At 66.6% G+C, this 17,530-nt stretch carries 21 protein-coding genes and 1 pseudogene; 14 read left to right on the plus strand and 8 right to left on the minus strand.

What is annotated here, in order from left to right:
* Complete coding sequence (locus AC3A56_RS11275) at nucleotides 1-654, plus strand: NrsF family protein (RefSeq protein WP_056717719.1); 654 nt, start codon at nucleotides 1-3, stop codon at nucleotides 652-654.
* Between the two features lie 9 nt (nucleotides 655-663).
* Here AC3A56_RS11275 and AC3A56_RS11280 read toward each other — a convergent pair whose 3' ends face one another.
* Entirely contained in the window at nucleotides 664-1,146 is a 483-nt protein-coding gene (locus AC3A56_RS11280; protein ID WP_056767544.1) for a YajQ family cyclic di-GMP-binding protein, read from the minus strand.
* Nucleotides 1,147-1,236: 90 nt separating this feature from the next.
* Here AC3A56_RS11280 and AC3A56_RS11285 point away from each other — a divergent pair, with 90 nt between their 5' ends.
* The 4 genes from AC3A56_RS11285 (at nucleotide 1,237) to AC3A56_RS11300 (ending at nucleotide 4,550) form a co-directional block, all read left to right on the plus strand.
* Entirely contained in the window at nucleotides 1,237-2,415 is a 1,179-nt protein-coding gene (locus AC3A56_RS11285) for a BaiN/RdsA family NAD(P)/FAD-dependent oxidoreductase (protein ID WP_487770393.1), read from the plus strand.
* 130 nt (nucleotides 2,416-2,545) lie between these two features.
* Nucleotides 2,546-3,184, plus strand: a complete 639-nt coding sequence (locus AC3A56_RS11290) for a peptidoglycan recognition protein family protein (RefSeq protein WP_204109107.1) — start codon at nucleotides 2,546-2,548, stop codon at nucleotides 3,182-3,184.
* Nucleotides 3,181-3,576 (plus strand): hypothetical protein, encoded by a 396-nt coding sequence (locus tag AC3A56_RS11295; protein ID WP_487770394.1) that lies wholly within the window; start codon nucleotides 3,181-3,183, stop codon nucleotides 3,574-3,576. The genes AC3A56_RS11290 and AC3A56_RS11295 overlap by 4 nt, the downstream gene beginning before the upstream one ends.
* Nucleotides 3,577-3,668: 92 nt before the next feature.
* On the plus strand, nucleotides 3,669-4,550 hold the full coding sequence (locus AC3A56_RS11300; protein ID WP_487770395.1) for an NAD(P)-dependent oxidoreductase: 882 nt from the start codon (nucleotides 3,669-3,671) through the stop codon (nucleotides 4,548-4,550).
* 34 nt (nucleotides 4,551-4,584) lie between these two features.
* Here AC3A56_RS11300 and AC3A56_RS11305 read toward each other — a convergent pair whose 3' ends face one another.
* Nucleotides 4,585-5,469 carry a PhzF family phenazine biosynthesis protein gene (locus AC3A56_RS11305; RefSeq protein ID WP_487770396.1) on the minus strand — a complete coding sequence of 295 codons (885 nt, stop codon included), beginning with the start codon at nucleotides 5,467-5,469 and terminating at the stop codon, nucleotides 4,585-4,587.
* A gap of 233 nt (nucleotides 5,470-5,702) precedes the next feature.
* Between AC3A56_RS11305 and AC3A56_RS11310 the strand changes: the two genes are divergently transcribed.
* The 6 genes and pseudogenes from AC3A56_RS11310 to AC3A56_RS11335 all read left to right on the plus strand — a co-directional run bounded on the left by AC3A56_RS11310 (nucleotide 5,703) and on the right by AC3A56_RS11335 (nucleotide 9,373).
* Nucleotides 5,703-6,311, plus strand: a complete 609-nt coding sequence (locus AC3A56_RS11310; protein ID WP_056767845.1) for a rhomboid family intramembrane serine protease — start codon at nucleotides 5,703-5,705, stop codon at nucleotides 6,309-6,311.
* Between the two features lie 92 nt (nucleotides 6,312-6,403).
* Nucleotides 6,404-6,904, plus strand: a pseudogene (locus tag AC3A56_RS11315) (histone H1-like repetitive region-containing protein); the annotation flags it as partial.
* A gap of 60 nt (nucleotides 6,905-6,964) precedes the next feature.
* Entirely contained in the window at nucleotides 6,965-7,201 is a 237-nt protein-coding gene (locus AC3A56_RS11320; RefSeq protein ID WP_056717714.1) for a hypothetical protein, read from the plus strand.
* A 152-nt stretch (nucleotides 7,202-7,353) separates the two neighbouring features.
* Nucleotides 7,354-7,857, plus strand: coding sequence for an LptM family lipoprotein (locus tag AC3A56_RS11325; protein ID WP_487770397.1), 504 nt, complete (start codon nucleotides 7,354-7,356; stop codon nucleotides 7,855-7,857).
* 79 nt (nucleotides 7,858-7,936) lie between these two features.
* The gene (locus tag AC3A56_RS11330) at nucleotides 7,937-8,965 is read left to right on the plus strand and encodes an aminopeptidase (protein ID WP_487770398.1); all 1,029 of its coding nucleotides are present in this window, start codon (nucleotides 7,937-7,939) and stop codon (nucleotides 8,963-8,965) included.
* A 24-nt stretch (nucleotides 8,966-8,989) separates the two neighbouring features.
* Nucleotides 8,990-9,373, plus strand: coding sequence for a nuclear transport factor 2 family protein (locus AC3A56_RS11335; RefSeq protein WP_487770399.1), 384 nt, complete (start codon nucleotides 8,990-8,992; stop codon nucleotides 9,371-9,373).
* Between the two features lie 12 nt (nucleotides 9,374-9,385).
* Here the strand turns inward: AC3A56_RS11335 and AC3A56_RS11340 are convergent, their stop codons facing one another.
* Entirely contained in the window at nucleotides 9,386-10,195 is an 810-nt protein-coding gene (locus AC3A56_RS11340) for a c-type cytochrome (RefSeq protein ID WP_487770400.1), read from the minus strand.
* A 346-nt stretch (nucleotides 10,196-10,541) separates the two neighbouring features.
* Here AC3A56_RS11340 and pncB point away from each other — a divergent pair, with 346 nt between their 5' ends.
* Entirely contained in the window at nucleotides 10,542-11,726 is a 1,185-nt protein-coding gene (gene pncB, locus AC3A56_RS11345) for a nicotinate phosphoribosyltransferase (protein ID WP_056717711.1), read from the plus strand.
* Between the two features lie 120 nt (nucleotides 11,727-11,846).
* Here the strand turns inward: pncB and AC3A56_RS11350 are convergent, their stop codons facing one another.
* From AC3A56_RS11350 to AC3A56_RS11360, 3 genes are all read right to left on the minus strand, one after another.
* Nucleotides 11,847-12,644: a MetQ/NlpA family ABC transporter substrate-binding protein gene (locus AC3A56_RS11350; protein WP_056767532.1), complete on the minus strand. Its 798-nt coding sequence runs from the start codon at nucleotides 12,642-12,644 to the stop codon at nucleotides 11,847-11,849.
* A 231-nt stretch (nucleotides 12,645-12,875) separates the two neighbouring features.
* Entirely contained in the window at nucleotides 12,876-13,553 is a 678-nt protein-coding gene (locus tag AC3A56_RS11355) for a methionine ABC transporter permease (RefSeq protein WP_056767530.1), read from the minus strand.
* On the minus strand, nucleotides 13,550-14,560 hold the full coding sequence (locus AC3A56_RS11360) for a methionine ABC transporter ATP-binding protein (RefSeq protein ID WP_487770553.1): 1,011 nt from the start codon (nucleotides 14,558-14,560) through the stop codon (nucleotides 13,550-13,552). Before AC3A56_RS11360 ends, AC3A56_RS11355 begins: the two co-directional genes overlap by 4 nt.
* Nucleotides 14,561-14,661: 101 nt before the next feature.
* Here AC3A56_RS11360 and AC3A56_RS11365 point away from each other — a divergent pair, with 101 nt between their 5' ends.
* Nucleotides 14,662-15,147, plus strand: a complete 486-nt coding sequence (locus AC3A56_RS11365; protein WP_487770401.1) for a glutathione peroxidase — start codon at nucleotides 14,662-14,664, stop codon at nucleotides 15,145-15,147.
* 159 nt (nucleotides 15,148-15,306) lie between these two features.
* Nucleotides 15,307-15,789, plus strand: coding sequence for an FKBP-type peptidyl-prolyl cis-trans isomerase (locus AC3A56_RS11370; RefSeq protein WP_040672940.1), 483 nt, complete (start codon nucleotides 15,307-15,309; stop codon nucleotides 15,787-15,789).
* Nucleotides 15,790-15,856: 67 nt separating this feature from the next.
* Here AC3A56_RS11370 and AC3A56_RS11375 read toward each other — a convergent pair whose 3' ends face one another.
* Both AC3A56_RS11375 and AC3A56_RS11380 read right to left on the minus strand, forming a co-directional pair.
* Nucleotides 15,857-16,951 (minus strand): phospholipase A, encoded by a 1,095-nt coding sequence (locus tag AC3A56_RS11375; protein ID WP_487770402.1) that lies wholly within the window; start codon nucleotides 16,949-16,951, stop codon nucleotides 15,857-15,859.
* Between the two features lie 116 nt (nucleotides 16,952-17,067).
* Nucleotides 17,068-17,526, minus strand: a complete 459-nt coding sequence (locus tag AC3A56_RS11380) for a hypothetical protein (RefSeq protein ID WP_056717791.1) — start codon at nucleotides 17,524-17,526, stop codon at nucleotides 17,068-17,070.
* Between the last annotated feature and the right edge of the window lie 4 nt (nucleotides 17,527-17,530).

Raw genomic sequence — 17,530 nt, forward strand, 5'->3', positions numbered from 1 at the left:
ATGTCCGAGTTGCGACCGCATGAGGCACTGATCGACCGGCTCGGCACCGAGCTGGTGCCGGTGCGGCGCCTGTTGCCGCCGTGGCTGCGCACGGCGGGATGGTTGCTGGCGGTGGTGGCGATCGCGGTGCTGCTGGTGATGCATTACGGCATCCAGCCGATGCGCCTGCGCTGGGCGGCAACTCCCGACCTGGCCTGGGCCGGCCTTGGCGCGGTGGCGACGGCGATCAGTGGCGCGTGGGCGGCGTTCGCGCTGGGCGTGCCGGGGCGCAGCCGTGCCTGGGCATGGCTGCCGCTGCCCGCGGCGGCGTTGTGGATCGGCGCCAGCGGCCTGGGTTGCCTGCGCACGTGGATCGCGCCGGGCACCGAGGTGGCTGGCCTGCATCAGTCGGCCGACTGCCTGCTGTTCATCATCAGCTTCTCGGTGCCACTGTCGGCGCTGCTGGTGGTCCTGTTGCGCCGCGCCTGCCCGCTGCGACCGGTGCGCACCGCGGTGCTGATCGGCCTGGCCAGCGCGGCCGCCTCGGCCAGCCTGCTGGAGATCTGCCACGCCTACGATTCGGCCGCCACCGACCTGCTGACCCACGCGGCGGCGGTGGCCTTCGTGGTGGCCGTCAATGCGGCGATGGGCGGACGCCTGTTGTCGAAGGCGTAGGGATTCCGATCAATCGCGGAAATTGTCGAACTGCAGCGGCAGTTCCACGTCCGCCTTGCGCAGCACGGCCATCGCTTCCTGCAGGTCGTCGCGCTTCTTGCCGCTGACGCGCAGCTTGTCGCCGTTGATCTGCGCCTCGACCTTGAGCTTGGCCGCCTTCAACGTGGCCACCAGCTTCTTCGCCACCGGCTGCTCGATGCCCTGCTTGACGGTGATCTTCTGCCGCGCGCCGCCCAGGTTCACTTCGGGCTCGCCCATGTCCAGCGCGCGGATGTCGATCTTCCGGGCGGCCAGGCGACCGCGCAGGATGTCCAGCATCTGCTGCAGCTGGAAGTCGCTGGGCGCGCTCTGAGTGATCACCGAATCGTCCAGCACGTACTTCGCGTCCACGCCCTTGAAGTCGAAGCGGGTGCCCAGCTCGCGGTTGGCCTGGTCGATCGCATTGGTCAGTTCGTGCTTGTCGACTTCGGAAATCACGTCAAAGGAAGGCATGGCGGTGGCTCGCTGGGAAACAGGCCTGGAAGTGTAAGCGATGCGACTGGGCGATAATGCGCGACCAGCAGCGGGCGGGAACCCTTATTCGTGAAAGTGGACGTGTTGATCATCGGCGCCGGCGCCGCCGGCCTGATGTGCGCGATCGCCGCGGGGCAGCGCGGCCGGCGCGTGCTGGTGGTCGACCATGCCAACAAGGTCGGCAAGAAGATCCTGATGTCCGGCGGCGGGCGCTGCAATTTCACCAACATGGGTACCACGCCGGCGAACTACCTGTCGGCCAATCCGCACTTCGCCAAGTCGGCGCTGGCGCGTTACACGCCGTGGGATTTCATCGCCCTGGTCGAGAAGCATCGCATCGCGTACCACGAGAAGGAACTGGGCCAGCTGTTCTGCGACGATTCGTCGAAACAGATCGTGCGCATGCTGCTGGACGAATGCGCTGCCGCTGGCGTCACGGTGGAGGCGAGCTGCGGCGTGCAGCGCGTGCGCAAGACGCCGGAGGGTTTCAGCGTGCACACCGCGCGCGGCGAGGTGCATGCCGAATCGCTGGTGGTGGCCTCCGGCGGCCTGTCGATTCCCAGCATGGGCGCCAGCGGTTTCGGCTACGAACTGGCGCGACAGTTCGGCCATCAGGTCTTGCCGGTGCGCGCCGGCCTGGTGCCGCTGACCTTGAGCGGCAAGCATCAGGAGCATTACCAGGACCTGGCCGGCGTGGCCTTGCCGGTGGTGGAAAGCCGCGTGGGCAGGCAGAGTTTTCGCACCGGCCTGCTGTTCACCCATCGCGGCATCAGCGGGCCGGCGATCCTGCAGATTTCTTCCTACTGGCAACCCGGCGACGACCTGCGCATCGACCTGTTGCCGGACAGCGACGTCGGCGCGCACCTGGTCGAACAGCGCGCGGCGCGACCGCTGGCCGAGTTGAAGACGGTGCTGGGCGAGCTGCTGCCGAAACGGCTGGCGCAACGGCTGTGCGAGCAGTGGTTCGAGAATCGGCCGATGCGCCAGTACCGCGACGCCGAGCTGGTGCAGGTTGGCGCGCAACTCAACGCCTGGCCGATCACCGCCAGCGGTACCGAGGGCTATCGCACGGCCGAAGTCACCCTGGGTGGCGTCGATACCGACGGCATTTCTTCCAGCACGATGCAGTCGAAACGGGTACCCGGTCTGTACTTCATCGGCGAAGTGGTGGATGTCACCGGCTGGCTGGGTGGCTACAACTTCCAGTGGGCGTGGGCCTCGGGCCAGGCGGCCGGCGCCGTGGCCTAGGGTCCTGATCCGCTCGGCACAAGTCACTTGACGCCCCCGGTCCGCGGCCGCAGCATCGCCGGACAGGATCTCCCGGCGCGGTTCGCTGGATGCCCGGGAACGCAGGCTCTTCATCCAAGGGAAGCAGGCCATGGCCACGGTGGAAAACGGCAAGCTGATCGACCCGGAAGTCGAAGTGAAGCTCTACACGTCGATCGAGCATGGTGCCCTGACATCGGTCGCCTCGATCGTGCTGCACCGTACCGATTCCTCGTCGGCCACCGGCACCCTGAGCGCCTACGAAGGCGGCAAGACCACCGGTGCGCATTTCCTGATCGACAAGCTGGGCAAGATCTACCAGACCGCCCGCGTCGACCAGGTGTGCTGGCACGTGGGCATCCTGGTGGCGCGCTGCCAGGCGGAAAGCAACTGCGATCCGCAGGAGCTGAAGACGATTACCGCGCTGCTCCACGAAAAAGGCCTGTCGTTCAGCACGCGGGCGAAGAACCTTTCGCGCCATGAAGTGGCCAAGACCTATCCGCAGCGGTATCCGGCCAACAGCGACTCCCTGGGCATCGAGGTGGTGGGGAAATTCGTGGCCGCTGACAAGGCGTTCGAGCTGCCGACGCCGGAGCAGCTGAAGTCGGTGAAATACCTGGTGGACATCCTGGTCGCCCAGTTCAAGCTCAACCTGCTCAGCGACGTCTACGCCCACGGCGCGATCGCCCGCAAGGAAGTCTCCGAGGGTGCCCAACTGCTGCAGTCGCTGCTGACTGGAGCCAAGCCATGAGCGTGTTGCAGACGGTGGTGGTCGCGTCGCTGCTGGGCATCGCCCTGATCGCCTGCGCGCCGGTGCGCCACGACGATGCGGTCGAGGTGGTTTCGCTGGCGCGGCAGATCGACACGTCGCGGCCCGACCACGACATGTGCAGTTCGCTGACCCTGACCCGCGCCGACGTGGCGACCTATTTCCGGCTGGCCGACGAAGTCGATGGCGAGACCTTCCACGACGAGGCGATGATCCTGCCGTGCAGCTACAGCGGTTCGATCAAAATGTCGGGGCAGTTGCGGCAGTGGCAGATCTTCGCCGGCGGCGCGGCCTACCTGTCCGACAGCCACGGCCTCAACAGGCGCTACCTGTGCCGGCAACGCTGCCTGGACGCGCTGCCCGGCCTGCAGTAGCCCGCCGCGCGCGACGACCCGCGGCGGCGTTTCGCGATACCTGAACGCGACGCGTGCTTGACTGCGCGCTGGTTCATGTCGAGGAAGGTTTCATGAAAGTCGGATTCATCGGTCTCGGTGCCATGGGCAGCGCGATGGCCAGCAACCTGATTGCCGCGGGACACAACGTCACGGTGTGGAATCGCTCCGAGGCGGCTTGCGCGCCGCTGGCATCACTGGGTGCCAAGGTGGCCAGCACGCCCGATCGTGCCGCCCAGGGCGACGTGCTCTGCAGCATGCTGGCCAACGACCAGGCCGTGCGCGAGGTGTTCCTGGAACATGCCCTGCTCGATGCGATGGATCGGGGCATGGTGCACGTGAACCACGCCACCATCTCGGTGGTGCTGGCGCAGGAACTGGCGCAGGCCCACGAAGAGCGCGGGCTGGCCTACGTGGCCGCGCCGGTGTTCGGCCGGCCGGACATGGCAGCGGCGGCGAAGCTCAACATTCTCGCGGCGGGTGTTCCCGCGGCGATCGAGAAGGTGCAGCCGCTGCTGCAGGCGATGGGCAGCAGGGTGTGGCCGATGGGAGATGCGCCGGAGCGTGCGAACGTGGCGAAGATCGCGGGCAACTTCATGCTCGCCAGCGCCATCGAAAGCATGGCCGAAGCCACTGCGCTGACCCGTGCCTACGGCGTGGGTGCGGCGGATTTCCTCGAGGTGATGACGAATACGCTGTTCGCCGCGCCCGCGTATCAGGGCTACGGCAAGCTGATCGCCGAACAGCGCTTCAAGCCGGCCGGATTCGCCCTGCCACTGGGCTACAAGGACGTCGGGCTGGCTCTCGCTGCGGGTGATGCGGCGCGGGTGCCGCTGCCGTTTGCCGGCGTGTTGCGCGACAGCCTGCTGGAGGCACTGGCTGCCGGCGATGAGGAACTCGACTGGTCGGCACTGGCGCTGGTCGCGGCTCGCCGCGCCCATCTGGACGAGCGCTGAGAACGCTGCGCTTCGCGTTGAGAACGCTGCGCTTCTAGGAGAGCGAAGTTTCCCAGTGCAGGTTGCCGTCGACCACGGTGCGGCTGCAGCCGCCGACCCAGATTGCATCGGTGTCGATGTGCACGACCAGGCGCGCATCGTGGCCGATCTCGCGGCCCTGGCTGACTTCGTAGCCGCGAGCGAGCAGTCCGTGCGGTTCGGCGTGGGCGAGGTAGGCGGCGATCAGGCCGTTGGCCGCACCGGACGCGGGATCCTCGACGATGCCCACACCGGCCGGGAAGGCGCGCACCACCAGTTGCCGCCCGCTGTCGGCGCGAGCGAACGCGCACAAGCCCATGCTGTCGCTCGCCTGGGCCAGCGCCAGGATTGCCGCGTGTTCCGGCTGCCATCCACGCAGGCTGGCCTCATCGGCGACTTCGGCCAGCCACCAGCGCCGGCCACCGTCGACCAGCGCGGGCGGCAGGAGGCCGGTCCGGATGCCGGCCAGCGCCGCGGGCAGCAGGGGATGGGCATCCAGTCCAGTGGACAGCACGCGCTCGCCGGGCGACTGCAGCAACAGCTCGCGTGTTTCGCCGTGGCCCACGATGCGGATCGGCAACACGCCGGCGCCGCATTCCTGCCACAGCATCCCGTCGCGTGGCGCGGCCAGGCTGCAGGCCAGTGCGGCATGGGCGCTGCCGATGCTGGGATGGCCGGCGAACGGAATCTCCTTGTGCGGCGTGAAAATGCGCACGCGATAGCTGGCCTTCGGATCGGTCGGCGGCAGCAGGAAGGTCGTCTCGACCAGGGCGGTCCAGCGGGCGAAGCGCTGCATCGCCACGCTGCTCCACGTATCCGCCCCGATGACCACGCCCAGATGATTGCCACCTCCAGGGGTGGCCGCGAAGACGTCCAGGTGCAGATAGCGGAGCGGGGTCATGGCATCCATCAGCTCGGTTCACCGGGCGCCAGGCGCCGCGTAAAGCGCCGAATGATAGCGGGCGCGCGCGCCCGGCGGCAGTGACGATTCGTCATGTCGGTGTAAGCGCGGCACATAAGCGCCACGGCGGGGTGCAAGCTTTCCGTCGCTCGGTGGCAAGCCGCGCATCGAGTCGACAAGCCATGGCGCTGGCCCCAAGATGCGTGTTTTTGCTGCCCGACGCGGAACCGTCCATGCTGATCACCCTGCTCATCATCGCCATCACCTGCATCGTCTCGTTCATGGCGTTCAACAACAGCCGCCTGATGAACGACCTGATCCTGTGGCCGCCGGCGATCACCCGCCAGCGCGAATACCACCGCCTGGTGACCTACGGCGTGGTGCATGCGGATGCCATGCATCTGCTGTTCAACATGGTCACGCTGTTCTTTTTCGGCCGGGCGATGGAGAGTTTCTTCGCCGCGCGCCTGGGCACGCTGGGTTTTGCGCTGTTCTACATCGGTGGCCTGGTGGTCTCGATCCTGCCGACCTATCTGAAGAACCGGGCCAATCCGAACTATCGCAGCCTGGGCGCTTCCGGGGCAGTGTCGGCCGTGCTGTTCTCCTTCGTCCTGCTGGCGCCGTGGTCGCGCATCATCGTGCTGGTGATCCCGATGCCCGCGATCGTCTATGCGGTGCTTTACACCGGTTATTCGATCTACATGGACCGGCGCGGACAGGGCAACGTCAATCACAGCGCGCACCTGTGGGGTGCGGCTTATGGCGTGTTGTTCACCCTGCTGGTCGAGCCACGCGTGCTGGGACATTTCCTCAACGCGCTGATGCAACCGACCTTCCGATGATGAACGGTTTCTGCATTGCGAAATGCCCGACGCGGCCGAGGCGTGCATACTGGGACGCACTACGTCATCGATCACCGCAGGAGAACTAACGCATGGCCACGTCCAGAAAGTTGGTTGCCAAGAAGTCCGCGGCAAAGAAGTCGGTTTCCCGCAAACCTGCCGCCTCCACCAAGGCGGCTCCGCGCAAGGCGGCAGCCAGCAAGGTCGCAGCGAAGAAAACTCCCGGCAAGAAGACCGGCGTGACAAAAAAGGCCGTCGCGAAGAAGACGGTTGCCGGGAAGTCGGCGGTGACGAAGAAGGTTCCGGCCGCGAAGAAGGCGGCGGTGAAGAAACCCGTAGCCAGGAAGGTGGCGGCCAAGAAGCCCGTGGCGAAAAAGGCGCCGGCCAAGAAATCCGCGGTAAAGAAGGCCCCGGTCAGGAAAGCCGCGGTGAAGAAGGCGGCTTCAAAAAGGCCCGTCGCGAAGAAGCCGGCCGCCCGCAAGCCGGCGGGCGCGAAATCCGTGGCCCGGAAGCCGGTCGCGAAGCGAGCCGCTGCCCCCGCGCCGATGGCCAGGAAACCTGCCGCGAAGAAACCGATCGCGAAGAAACCCGCGGCCGTGTCTTCCGTTCGGACGGCCACGCCGCGGAAGCCGGCCGCCACCCGCAAGCCGCCGATGGAAGCGCCGATCGAGCACATCAGCCAGGAAGACGCCGTGGCGAAGATCCAGGCCTTGCTGGAGGCGAAGAACGAGCGGGTGCGCCAGGGACCGACCTGGCCGGATGCGAATCCGGCCCAGCCGGGAGGCGGTCATGCCGAGCTGCATCCTTCGGCGACCGGCGAGATCGAGGGTTCCGATGGCCGCGTGCTGGCACCGCAACGTGGCGAGCAGGCCAAGCGCAGCAACAGCTGAGTCGCACCTGCCGGGCCGGAGGGTTCATGGCCGGCGCGCGGTGGTGGACATGGCCGGCGGTTGAACGCCGGTTTCTCGCGCAGGTGGCTTTTAGCGCCCGTTCAAGCGGTTGGCCGCAGTCTGGCGATGCACATCCTCAGCGGGGACAGGTCATGAAACGCGTTCTATCCGGTCTGCTCATGGTGGTCGCCGCGGCGACACTGTCGGGCTGCTACTACGATCCGGGCTACAGCTACGTGCGTGGTTCGGGTGACGCCGGCGATGCCTACTACGGCGACGGCGGCGCCACCTATGTGGCGCCGTCCTACTACGGTGGCTACTACGGCAACGGTTATTACGGCTACGGCGGCGGCTACTACGGCTGCTGCTATGCACCCGGTGTGAGCGTTGGCGTGGGCAGCGTCTGGTACGGCGGTTCGCGCTACCGGCACGACGACTACCGTGGACGCCGCGACTACGATCGTCATGCCGGGCATTGGCAGGGGCGCTCCGATGGCGGCCATCGGGGCAACGGCGGCAGGGAATACCACGGCGGTGATCGCCGGGGTTCCCAGGGTTCCGACTCGCACGGCTCCGGACAGCGTTCGCATGGCAGTGGCGGAGGCGGGCATGGCGGCAGCCACGGCCATCGTGACCGTGGCAATGATCGCCACTGACGCCCGGCACTAGCGACAGGGAATGCGCGCTGCCGGTTCTGCATGCGGGCTGTTGCCGAGGCTCATCGCAGTCATTGCGGTGAGCCTCTTGTCGTGTGGCTGCAACAGTCTTCGCTACTACGCGCAGGCCGCGCACGGACAGGGCAGCCTGGTTTTCCATCGGCGTGCGCTGGACAAGGTGATCGCTGATCCCGCCACGCCAGCGCCCCTGGCCACGCGGCTGCGCCTGGCGCAGCAGGCGCGGGCGTTCGCCAGCAGGCATCTCGCGCTGCCCGACAATCGCAGCTATGCGACCTATGTTTCGCTGGACCGCCCGTACGTGGTGTGGAACGTGTTCGCCACGCCGCGCTACTCGGTGCAGGCGGTGCCGCAGTGCTTTCCGATCGCCGGCTGCGTCGCCTACCGGGGCTGGTTCAGCGAGGTCGCCGCGCAGCAGGATGCGGCGCGGCTGCGTGCCCGCGGCGACGACGTGTGGGTCGGGGGCGTGCCGGCCTATTCGACCCTGGGCTGGTTCGACGATCCGATCCTGTCGAGCATGCTGCGCTGGGACGACGACGAACTGGACGGCACGATCTTCCATGAGCTGGCCCACCAGCTGGTCTACGTGAAGGGCGACACAACGTTCAATGAATCGTTTGCCAGTTTCGTGCAGCAGGAAGGCCTTCGCCAGTGGCGCCGCTCGCGCGGACTGCCACCCGCGGATGGCCGCCGCCAGGCGATGGAAGACGGCTTCACCCGGCTGGTGCTCGACCTGCGCAACCGGCTGAGAATCGTCTACGCGGACGGTGGCGATCAGGCGACGATGGAGGCGGGCAAGCAGCGCGAGCTGGCGGCGTTCCGTGTCCGCTATGCGCAGTGGCGCGACAGCCAATGGCCGGGTGAGCACCGGTATGACGCCTGGGTTGCCGCGCCGATCAACAACGCCCGCCTGCTTCCGTTCGGCCTGTACGAGCAATGGACGCCCGCGTTCGCCGCGCTGTTCGCGCGATCGGAGCGCAGCTGGCCTGCTTTCTACGCTGATGTTCGGCAGTTGGCCCGCAAGCCGAAGGCCGAACGCGACGCCGCGCTGCGCCAGCTGTGCAACGGTGCCTGTTCCGGGGCAGACTGAAGCCCCCATCGCCGGAGTGTCGCCATGGTCAATGCCGAAAAGCGGGAGCTGATCCAGCGCTACGTCGAGGCCTACAACCGTTTCGACGTGGACGGCATGCTGGCCACGCTGACGCCGGACATCCTGTTCGAGAACATGGCGGACGGCCAGCTCAACGTCGCCACGCATGGCACCACCGAGTTCCGCCAACTGGCCGAGCAGGGTGCGGCGCTGTTCGCCGAGCGTCGGCAGACGATCACCGCCTGGGAGTTTCGGCCGGCTTCCGTGCTGGTGACGATTGCCTGGCGCGGGGTGTTCGCCGCGGACGTGCCCGACGGCCCGCGCGCAGGTGCCGAGCTGACGCTGCAGGGCGAGTCGGAATTCGAGTTCGCTGGTGGGCGGATCAGCCGGATCGTCGACCGCAGCTGAGCCGTGCGGCGGTCACGGCGTGGACTTGCGTCCGGCCATGTGCCGCAGATAGGCCAGCACGGCGTCCAGGTCCGTGTCGGAGAGCGCGCTGCGGTCGAAGCCGGGCATCTTCGCCTGCGGCCACCGCCGCAGCGACTGCGGATCGCGAATGAAGGCGCGCAGCAGGTCGGCGCGCAGGTATTCGGTGGGATTGTGCGGCAGGTTCAGGTCCGGGCCGAGTTTTGCGTCGCCCTGGCCGTTAAGGGTGTGGCAGGCCAGGCAGGTGTGCTGGAACACCACGAAGCCCTGTCGCACCTGGCTGTCGGGGGGCAGCGACGGGTCGGGCTGCAGGGCCGGGAAGCGCGCGGCAACCCCGGCCAGCTTGCGGATGGCGGCCAGCTGGTACGGCCATTGCTCCGGGCCCACATGAGCGGCCTGCGGCCGGGTCCAGACCACGTAGAACGGTCCCGCGCTGCCCTTGTCGCGGGGCAGTCGGGGCCACGGTTGCGCCGGGTCCTCGATCGCCAGCCAGGCCGTGCTGCCTTTCCCGTTCAGCAGCAGGGCGGCGGGGATTTCGGCGGCAAAGCCGTCGCTGGCCACGAACTGCAGGTGGTCGCCGGTGTCGAGCCCTTGCAGCAGATCGTTCAGCGGCACCGCGCGATAGCGCATCGGCCGGCCGAAGGCCACGTCGTCAGGCACGTTGATCGTGCGCACGTCGCCGCGTTTCAGCAGCGCTCCGGTTTGCCAGGTGGTCGGGCCGTGGCCGAGATCGATCTTCAGTTCGGCGGCAGTGGCCGGCAGCAACAGGCTCAGGGCGAACAGGCCGGCGATCAGCAGTTTCATGGTGGACTCCGACGGGAAGCGGCGATCGTAGAACACAAGGGATGCCCGATGGCGACAGAGCGCGTTTCGGACAGCCTGTCGCCCAGCTGAACGAATCCCGTCATGCACATTGAACTCACATCGGCTCACCCACACTAAGCCTGTGTATCGCCGTGAGGGCGACAAAAAGTGAGGCAGTTCATCGCATCACTGAGGGGTCGGCATTTCCTCCCCTGGATGCCACCTGACAAACCCCATCAGTCCTCCCCTGGCTGATGGGGTTTTTTTTGCGTGCGGCCTGGCCTTGTCGCGTGCGCGCAGGCTCGGCGTGGATAATGGACCATTCCCGTTCGCCGCTGGGCCACTGATGATCATCGAATCGCTGCTCGATACCGACCTGTACAAGTTTTCCATGATGCAGGTGGTCTTGCACCAGTATCCCGCGGCTCAGGTCGAGTACCGCTTCAAGTGCCGCACGCCGAACGTCGACTTGGTGCCGTACATCGACGAGATCCGCGGCGAACTGAAGGCGTTGTGCCAGCTTCGCTTCACGCCGGACGAGCTCGACTACCTGCGCACCTGGCGTTTCATCAAGAGCGACTTCGTCGATTTCCTGGGGCTGTTCCAGCTCAACGAGAAGTACGTGGACATCGCGCCGGCCGCCGCAGGCAACGGCGAGATCGAGATCCGCATCCGCGGGCCGTGGCTGCACACCATCCTGTTCGAGGTGCCGCTGTTGGCGATCGTCAACGAGGTGTACTTTCGCAACACCAGCGCCGGCCTCGACCTCGGCGAAGGGCGTCGGCGCCTGCAGGCGAAGATCGCCCTGCTGCGCGACACGCCGGATTACAGCGGTTGCAAGATCGCCGACTACGGCACGCGCCGTCGCCACTCGCGGGTGTGGCAGGAAGAAGTGGTGACGGCGCTGCGCGACGGACTCGGCGCCCAGCTGGCTGGCACCAGCAACGTGTGGCTGGCGCGCAAGCTCGACCTGACGCCGCTGGGCACGCTGGCGCACGAATACCTGCAGGCGCACCAGGCGCTGGGCCCGCGCCTGCGCGATTCGCAGGTGGCGGCGTTGGAGGCGTGGGCGAAGGAATACCGGGGCGACCTCGGCATTGCGCTGTCGGACGTGTACGGGCTGGACGCCTTCCTGCGCGACTTCGACATGTACTTCTGCAAGCTGTTCGACGGCACCCGCCACGATTCCGGCGATCCGTTCGCCTGGGGCGACAAGGTGCTGGCGCACTACTGCGCGAACCGGGTCGATCCCCGCGGCAAGGTGCTGGTGTTCAGCGACGGGCTGGACATACCCAAGGTGATGCAGCTGTACGAGCACTTCCGCGGCCGCTGCCTGCTGGCGTTCGGCGTGGGCACCAACCTCACCAACGACGTGGGCCCGGTGCCGCTCAACATCGTGATCAAGATGATCCGCTGCAACGGCCAGCCGGTGGCCAAGCTCAGCGACTCGCCCGGCAAGAACATGTGCGACGACGAGAAGTACGTGGCGTACCTGCGGCAGGTCTTCGACATCCCCGCATCGCAGGGGTGAGGCGAATTGCTCCTCCCCTGCTTGCAGGGGTGGGCCGGGAGGGAGCGCTCGGGCGGGCGAGGAAGGTCAGGAGCACCCCACCCCAACCCTCCCCTGCAAGCAGGGGAGGGAGTGCCAAGGTCAGAACGCGGGCAGCACGGCGCCGTGGTACTTCTGTTCGATGAACGCCTTGATCTCGGGACTGGTCAGTGCCTTGGCCAGTTTCTGCACGCGCGGGTCGTTCCGGTTGTCGGGGCGGCCGACCAGGTAATTCACGTAGGGCGAGTCCTTGTCCTCGATCAGCAGCGCGTCCCTGGTGGGGTTCAGCCCGGCGGCCAGCGCGTAGTTGGTGTTGATCAGGGAGAGATCCACCTCGTCCAGCGTTCGGGGCAGCATCGCCGCTTCCAGCTCGCGGAACTTCAGCTGCTTCGGATTCGCCGTGATGTCCTTCAGCGTGGCCATCTCGTCATTGGGATCCTTCAACGTGATCAGGCCGTGCCTGGCCAGCAACAGCAGCGCGCGGCTGTTGTTGCTGGGGTCGTTGGGCAGGGTGACGCTGGCGCCGTCGGGCAGCTGGTCGATGCTCGTGTACTTGCGCGAATAGGCGCCGAACGGCTCGATGTGCACGCCGGCGACGATCACCAGGTCGGTGCCGCGTTCGCGGTTGAACGCATCCAGGTACGGCCTGGTCTGGAAGTAGTTCAGGTCGATGTTTTTCTCGGCCACCTGGGTGTTCGGCTGCACGTAGTCGGCGAATACCCTGATCTGCAGGTCCACGCCCTGTTTCGCCAGCAGCGGTTTCACCTGCTTGAGGATCTCGGCATGGGGAACCGCGGTAGCGGCCACGGTGAGGACGTGATCGTCCTGTTCCGGCGCGGAGCAGGCCGTCAGCGAGAGCAGGATCAGGGTCGTGGCGAGGAAGACGTGGAACAGTTTCATGGCGGAGGTTCACTTGTGCAATGCACAATAATAGACGTCTATACCGCCAAACACAAATCGTGCGAGGGCGCCGACGATGACGCGTCAGACCTTGGGTCGGGAGCAGTAGCCGGCCAGCAGGAGCAGGGCCAGGGTGGCGGCGAGGGCGGCGAGCAGCAATTCCAAGGCGGCGATTCCCATGAGCGGCCCACGAAGGTAGGCCGCCCATGGCGCCAGGCACAAATGATCAAGTCAGCGTTGCTTATAACGCTGCACGATGCGGTCGCCGATCATCTGCAGCACCTGCACCAGCACGATCAGCAGCACCACGGTGACCAGCATGTAGTCGGACTTGTAGCTGAGGTAGCCGTAGCGGTAGGCCAGGTCGCCGAGGCCGCCGGAGCCGATCGCGCCACCCATGGCGGTGTAGCCGACCAGGGCGATCGCGGTGACCGTGATGCCGGCGAACAGGCCGCCGCGGGCCTCGGGCAATAGCACGTGGCGCACGATCTGCCACAGGCTGGCGCCCATCGCCTGGCTGGCCTCGATCACGCCTTGCTGCACTTCGCGCAGCGCGGTTTCCACCAGCCGCGCGAAGAACGGCGCGGCGCCGATCACCAGTGGCGGGATCGCGCCGCGGATGCCCAGTTTGGTGCCGACCAGGGCGTAGGTGACCGGCATCAGCACGATCATCAGGATGATGAACGGCACCGAGCGCAGGACGTTCACCAGCAGCGAGGTCACCGCGTAGAGCTTGGGCATCGGCCGCAGCTGGCCCTTGCCGGTGAGGTACAGCAGCACGCCCAGCGGCAGGCCGATCAGCACGGTGAGCGCCAGCGAGCCGCCCAGCATCAGCAAGGTGTCGATGCAGGCGCGGCCGATCTCGCCCCAGTCGTCGATGTTGGGGAAAAGTTTCTGCAGCGGATTCATCGTGGCAGCTCCTCGATCTCGATGCCGGCATCCCGCAGCGCGGCCAGTGCGATGTCCACCTGTTCGCCCCGCATCGCCAGGGTGAGCTGACCGTAGGGCAGATCCTTGATGCGGTCGATGCGCCCGGCCAGGATGTTGAATTCCACGCTGGTTTCCCGCGCCACACGGCTCAGCGACGGGGTCAGCGTGGCGTCGCCGCGGAAGCTCAGGCGCACGATGCGGCCGGGCACCTGGGCGAATGGCGTGTGTTCGCTGGCCGCTTCCTCGGGCAGGGCCTCGTTGACGAAGCGCCGGGTCGTCGGGTGCTGCGGGTGCAGGAACACGTCGGCCACCGGGCCGTGCTCGACGATCACGCCGGCGTCGAGCACCGCCACGCGATCGCACACGCGGCGCACCACGTCCATCTCGTGGGTGATCAGCACGATGGTGAGTTTCAGCTCGCGGTTGATCTCGGCCAGCAACTCCAGCACCGAGGCGGTGGTCTGCGGATCGAGCGCGCTGGTGGCCTCGTCACAGAGCAGGATGGACGGTCGGTTGGCCAGTGCGCGGGCGATGCCCACGCGCTGCTTCTGGCCACCGGAAAGCTGCGACGGGTATTTGTCCGCGTGGTCGCTCAGGCCCACCCGCGCCAGCAGCTCGTCCACGCGGGCCTGCAATGCGGCCGCGTCGCGTTCTCCGGCCAGTTGCAGCGGGAACGCCACGTTGTCGGCCACCGTCTGCGAGGCGAGCAGGTTGAAGTGCTGGAAGATCATGCCGATCCGGCGTCGCTGCGCACGCAGTGCCGGTTCGGCCAGCGCGGTCATCTCGGTGTCGTTCACGAAGATGTGCCCGCCGCTGGGTCGTTCGAGCAGGTTGATCAGCCGTATAAGCGTCGATTTACCGGCGCCGGAAAGGCCGATGATGCCGAACACCTCGCCATCGGCAATGTCGAGATCGAACGGCTGCAATGCAGGGATGTCCCTGCCGTCGACGCGGTAGGACTTGTGGACATCGACGAAACGGATCACGGCGTGGGCCTGGCCAGCGGGTGGATGCGGCATTCTATGCCACGGGCCCGGCCACCGATGGCGTATGCTGACGGATTGACCCATCAACACGGAGTCCGGCCATGTCCAGCGTCTACGATTTCACCGTTCGCGATATCGAGGGCCAGCCGCGCTCACTGGCCGAGTGGCGCGGCAAGGCGCTGCTGATCGTCAACGTGGCCTCCAAGTGCGGCTTCACTCCGCAGTACAAGGGACTGGAGACGCTGTGGCAGGACCAGCGCGACCGGGGACTGGTGGTGCTGGGCTTTCCGTGCGACCAGTTCGGTCACCAGGAACCCGGTGACGAGGCCGAGATCCGCAACTTCTGCAGCACCCAGTACGACGTGACCTTTCCGATGTTCGCCAAGATCGAGGTGAACGGCGAGCACGCCGATCCGCTGTACAAGTGGCTGAAGAGCGAAGGCAAGGGCATCCTGGGCAGCGAATCGATCAAGTGGAACTTCACCAAGTTCCTGGTCGATGCGGAAGGCCAGGTGGTCAGGCGCTACGCCTCCACCGACACGCCGGAGAAGATCGGCAAGGACACCCTGGCGCGACTCGGCGGCTGATGGGCGGAAGTGGCCGCCCGCGGCCACGGAAGGCGGGATTCGCGGGTCCCGCGTGACCCGCCTTCCGGTCTGCCGCAGGCGCCTTGGCAGCCTCTGCTAAACTGCGTGGTTCATGTCGGCGATGTGGCCGGCGAACCCGAACCCGATCGCGAGATGACCATGCAGATTGCCCAGAACTCCGTAGCCGCCTTCCATTACACGCTGACCGACGACGAAGGCCAGGTCATCGACAGCTCCGCCGGTCGCGAGCCGCTGACCTACCTGCATGGCCAGGGCCATATCGTGCCGGGCCTGGAAAAGCAGATGGAAGGCCGTTCGGTGGGCGACAAGTTCGACGCCCACGTGGCGCCCGAGGAAGGCTACGGCGTGCATCATGCCGAGCTGATGCAGCAGGTTCCGCGCGAGGCGTTCCAGGGCGTCGAGGACATCCAGCCCGGCATGCAGTTCCAGGGCAACGGTCCGGAAGGCCAGATCAACGTCACCGTGAGCAAGGTCGAGAACGGCGTGGTGTTCATCGATGCGAACCATCCGCTGGCGGGCAAGACCCTGCACTTCGCGATCGAGGTGACCGACGTGCGCGACGCCACCGCCGAAGAGCTGCAGCATGGTCACGTGCACGGCGCCGGTGGCCATCACCACTGAGTTTGCGCCAGGCGCGACGCGGCACCGATGAACGAAGGCCCGGCAGCTTGCCGGGCCTTTGTCGTATTCAGTACCAGTCGAGCAGCGAAATGCCCACGCCGAGGTAGGTGGCGTTGTGGTTGTAGTCGATCAGGCTTTCGCCATAGCCCTTGAACACTTCCATGTAGCCGCGCAGGTTGCCGGCCATCGGGAAGCTCCAGCTGAAACGCGCCGCGCCATGGCTGCGGCTGCCGCCACGCATCGAGTGGCGCAGCATCATGCCGAATTCCTGGCCGCGCCATTCATGCACGATCTGCACTTCGCCGCGCCCCATGTAATCGCTGATGTCGGGGTTGTCGTCGTCGCTGCGCGATTCCGGGATGCGCCACCACGGACGCAGCATCACCGTCCAGCCGTCGCGTTCGAAACCGACATCGGCAATCACCCGGTTCCAGCTGCGCGACAGCGGGTCGCCGCGGCCGTTCGACTGGTGGTCCACGCCAATGCCCAGCAGGCGGCCCGTCCAGCCGAATACCTGGTAATGGGTGTCGAACACCAGCATCGCCTCGGGTTCGTAATCGGTCTCGCGGAACGGGCGCGACAAGGTCGAGTTGTAGACCTGCCAGCGCGACGACTGGGTATAACCCACCCACAGGTCGCCGGCGTCACCGAACACGCCTTGCCATACCTTCGCCTTCAGGCTGAGCTGGAATTTCGCCTCGACGTTCTGCAATTGCTCGCTGGTGCCACTGACCGTGTTGTCGGGGCTCGGGCTGTGCGGCTGGTTGTTCTGGTGGCTGGTCATGAACGCAGGCATCACGTAGACCGGGTTGTAGCCGCGGATGTTGAAGGTGCCCAGCTTGCTCTCCGGCGACAGCTCCCAGCGGCTGTCCAGCAATGACAACGGCTGCGCCACCTCGCTGTTGCCCGGCTCGTCGGCGGATGCCCGCTTGTCGTCGCGGCCGAATATCTCCGGCGTCCGGGTGCTTGCATCCACGCGCTTGCGGGCCATCGGCAGGTTGACGCGTCCGGTGGCGTGGTCGTAACAGGCGAGGCGTTGCGCATCGCTCTCGATCGCCGTGCAGCCACGGATGTCGGTGGGGTCCGGATTCTGCGCATGCACGGAAGCGGCGGCGCAGAGGCTGCCCAGGGTTACGGCCGCGGCCGCCATCAATGGCTTCATGTGGAGCGGATTCCTGGATGGGGCGCAGCAGTCTAGCGGAGCTGGTGTCGACTGTGGATGAGGGTGGAGCGGCCACGAACCGGCGCCGGCCCGGATGGCCGGCGCTTTACTGCAAATTACTTCTGCGCCGTCCAGCGCTGGTACTCGTCCTTGCTGATGCGGCCGTTGCGGTTGTGGTCGGCGTAGATGAAGTCGTTGGCCAGCAGGGGATAGGCTGACGCCTGATCCTCGGTGATGTAGCGCGCGCCGCCGGACAACTGCTCGAACGAGGGCGCCGGACCGGCCGGTGGGGGCGTCGGCATGCTCGAATGCACGGTCAGCTCGCCGCTCGGCGTATTCATGGTGGCGGTGGTCTGGTCGGCGGGCATGGGCGCGGTGTTCTGGGGCATCGTGCCCTGGGTTGTCGTGTCCTGGGGAGTCGTGCTCTGAGGTGTCGTGTTCTGGGGCGTCGTGCTCTGGGGCATCGTGTCTTGAGTCGGCGTGCTCTGGGGCGTCGTGTCCTGGGCGATCACCTGGCCCGCCAGCATCAGGGCCGAGGCGGCAAGGGCGGTCAACAGTGGTTTGCGATATTTCATCATC

Source organism: Rhodanobacter sp. Soil_C_14, from assembly GCF_057657335.1.

Coding starts and splice junctions, on each gene's coding strand:
- AC3A56_RS11275 (WP_056717719.1), top strand. CDS start 1: ATGTCCGAGTTGCGACCGCATGAGGCACTGATCGACCGGCTCGGCACC.
- AC3A56_RS11280 (WP_056767544.1), bottom strand. CDS start 1,146: ATGCCTTCCTTTGACGTGATTTCCGAAGTCGACAAGCACGAACTGACC.
- AC3A56_RS11290 (WP_204109107.1), top strand. CDS start 2,546: ATGGCCACGGTGGAAAACGGCAAGCTGATCGACCCGGAAGTCGAAGTG.
- AC3A56_RS11295 (WP_487770394.1), top strand. CDS start 3,181: ATGAGCGTGTTGCAGACGGTGGTGGTCGCGTCGCTGCTGGGCATCGCC.
- AC3A56_RS11300 (WP_487770395.1), top strand. CDS start 3,669: ATGAAAGTCGGATTCATCGGTCTCGGTGCCATGGGCAGCGCGATGGCC.
- AC3A56_RS11305 (WP_487770396.1), bottom strand. CDS start 5,469: ATGACCCCGCTCCGCTATCTGCACCTGGACGTCTTCGCGGCCACCCCT.
- AC3A56_RS11310 (WP_056767845.1), top strand. CDS start 5,703: ATGCTGATCACCCTGCTCATCATCGCCATCACCTGCATCGTCTCGTTC.
- AC3A56_RS11320 (WP_056717714.1), top strand. CDS start 6,965: ATGGAAGCGCCGATCGAGCACATCAGCCAGGAAGACGCCGTGGCGAAG.
- AC3A56_RS11325 (WP_487770397.1), top strand. CDS start 7,354: ATGAAACGCGTTCTATCCGGTCTGCTCATGGTGGTCGCCGCGGCGACA.
- AC3A56_RS11335 (WP_487770399.1), top strand. CDS start 8,990: ATGGTCAATGCCGAAAAGCGGGAGCTGATCCAGCGCTACGTCGAGGCC.
- AC3A56_RS11340 (WP_487770400.1), bottom strand. CDS start 10,195: ATGAAACTGCTGATCGCCGGCCTGTTCGCCCTGAGCCTGTTGCTGCCG.
- pncB (WP_056717711.1), top strand. CDS start 10,542: ATGATCATCGAATCGCTGCTCGATACCGACCTGTACAAGTTTTCCATG.
- AC3A56_RS11350 (WP_056767532.1), bottom strand. CDS start 12,644: ATGAAACTGTTCCACGTCTTCCTCGCCACGACCCTGATCCTGCTCTCG.
- AC3A56_RS11355 (WP_056767530.1), bottom strand. CDS start 13,553: ATGAATCCGCTGCAGAAACTTTTCCCCAACATCGACGACTGGGGCGAG.
- AC3A56_RS11365 (WP_487770401.1), top strand. CDS start 14,662: ATGTCCAGCGTCTACGATTTCACCGTTCGCGATATCGAGGGCCAGCCG.
- AC3A56_RS11370 (WP_040672940.1), top strand. CDS start 15,307: ATGCAGATTGCCCAGAACTCCGTAGCCGCCTTCCATTACACGCTGACC.
- AC3A56_RS11375 (WP_487770402.1), bottom strand. CDS start 16,951: ATGAAGCCATTGATGGCGGCCGCGGCCGTAACCCTGGGCAGCCTCTGC.
- AC3A56_RS11380 (WP_056717791.1), bottom strand. CDS start 17,526: ATGAAATATCGCAAACCACTGTTGACCGCCCTTGCCGCCTCGGCCCTG.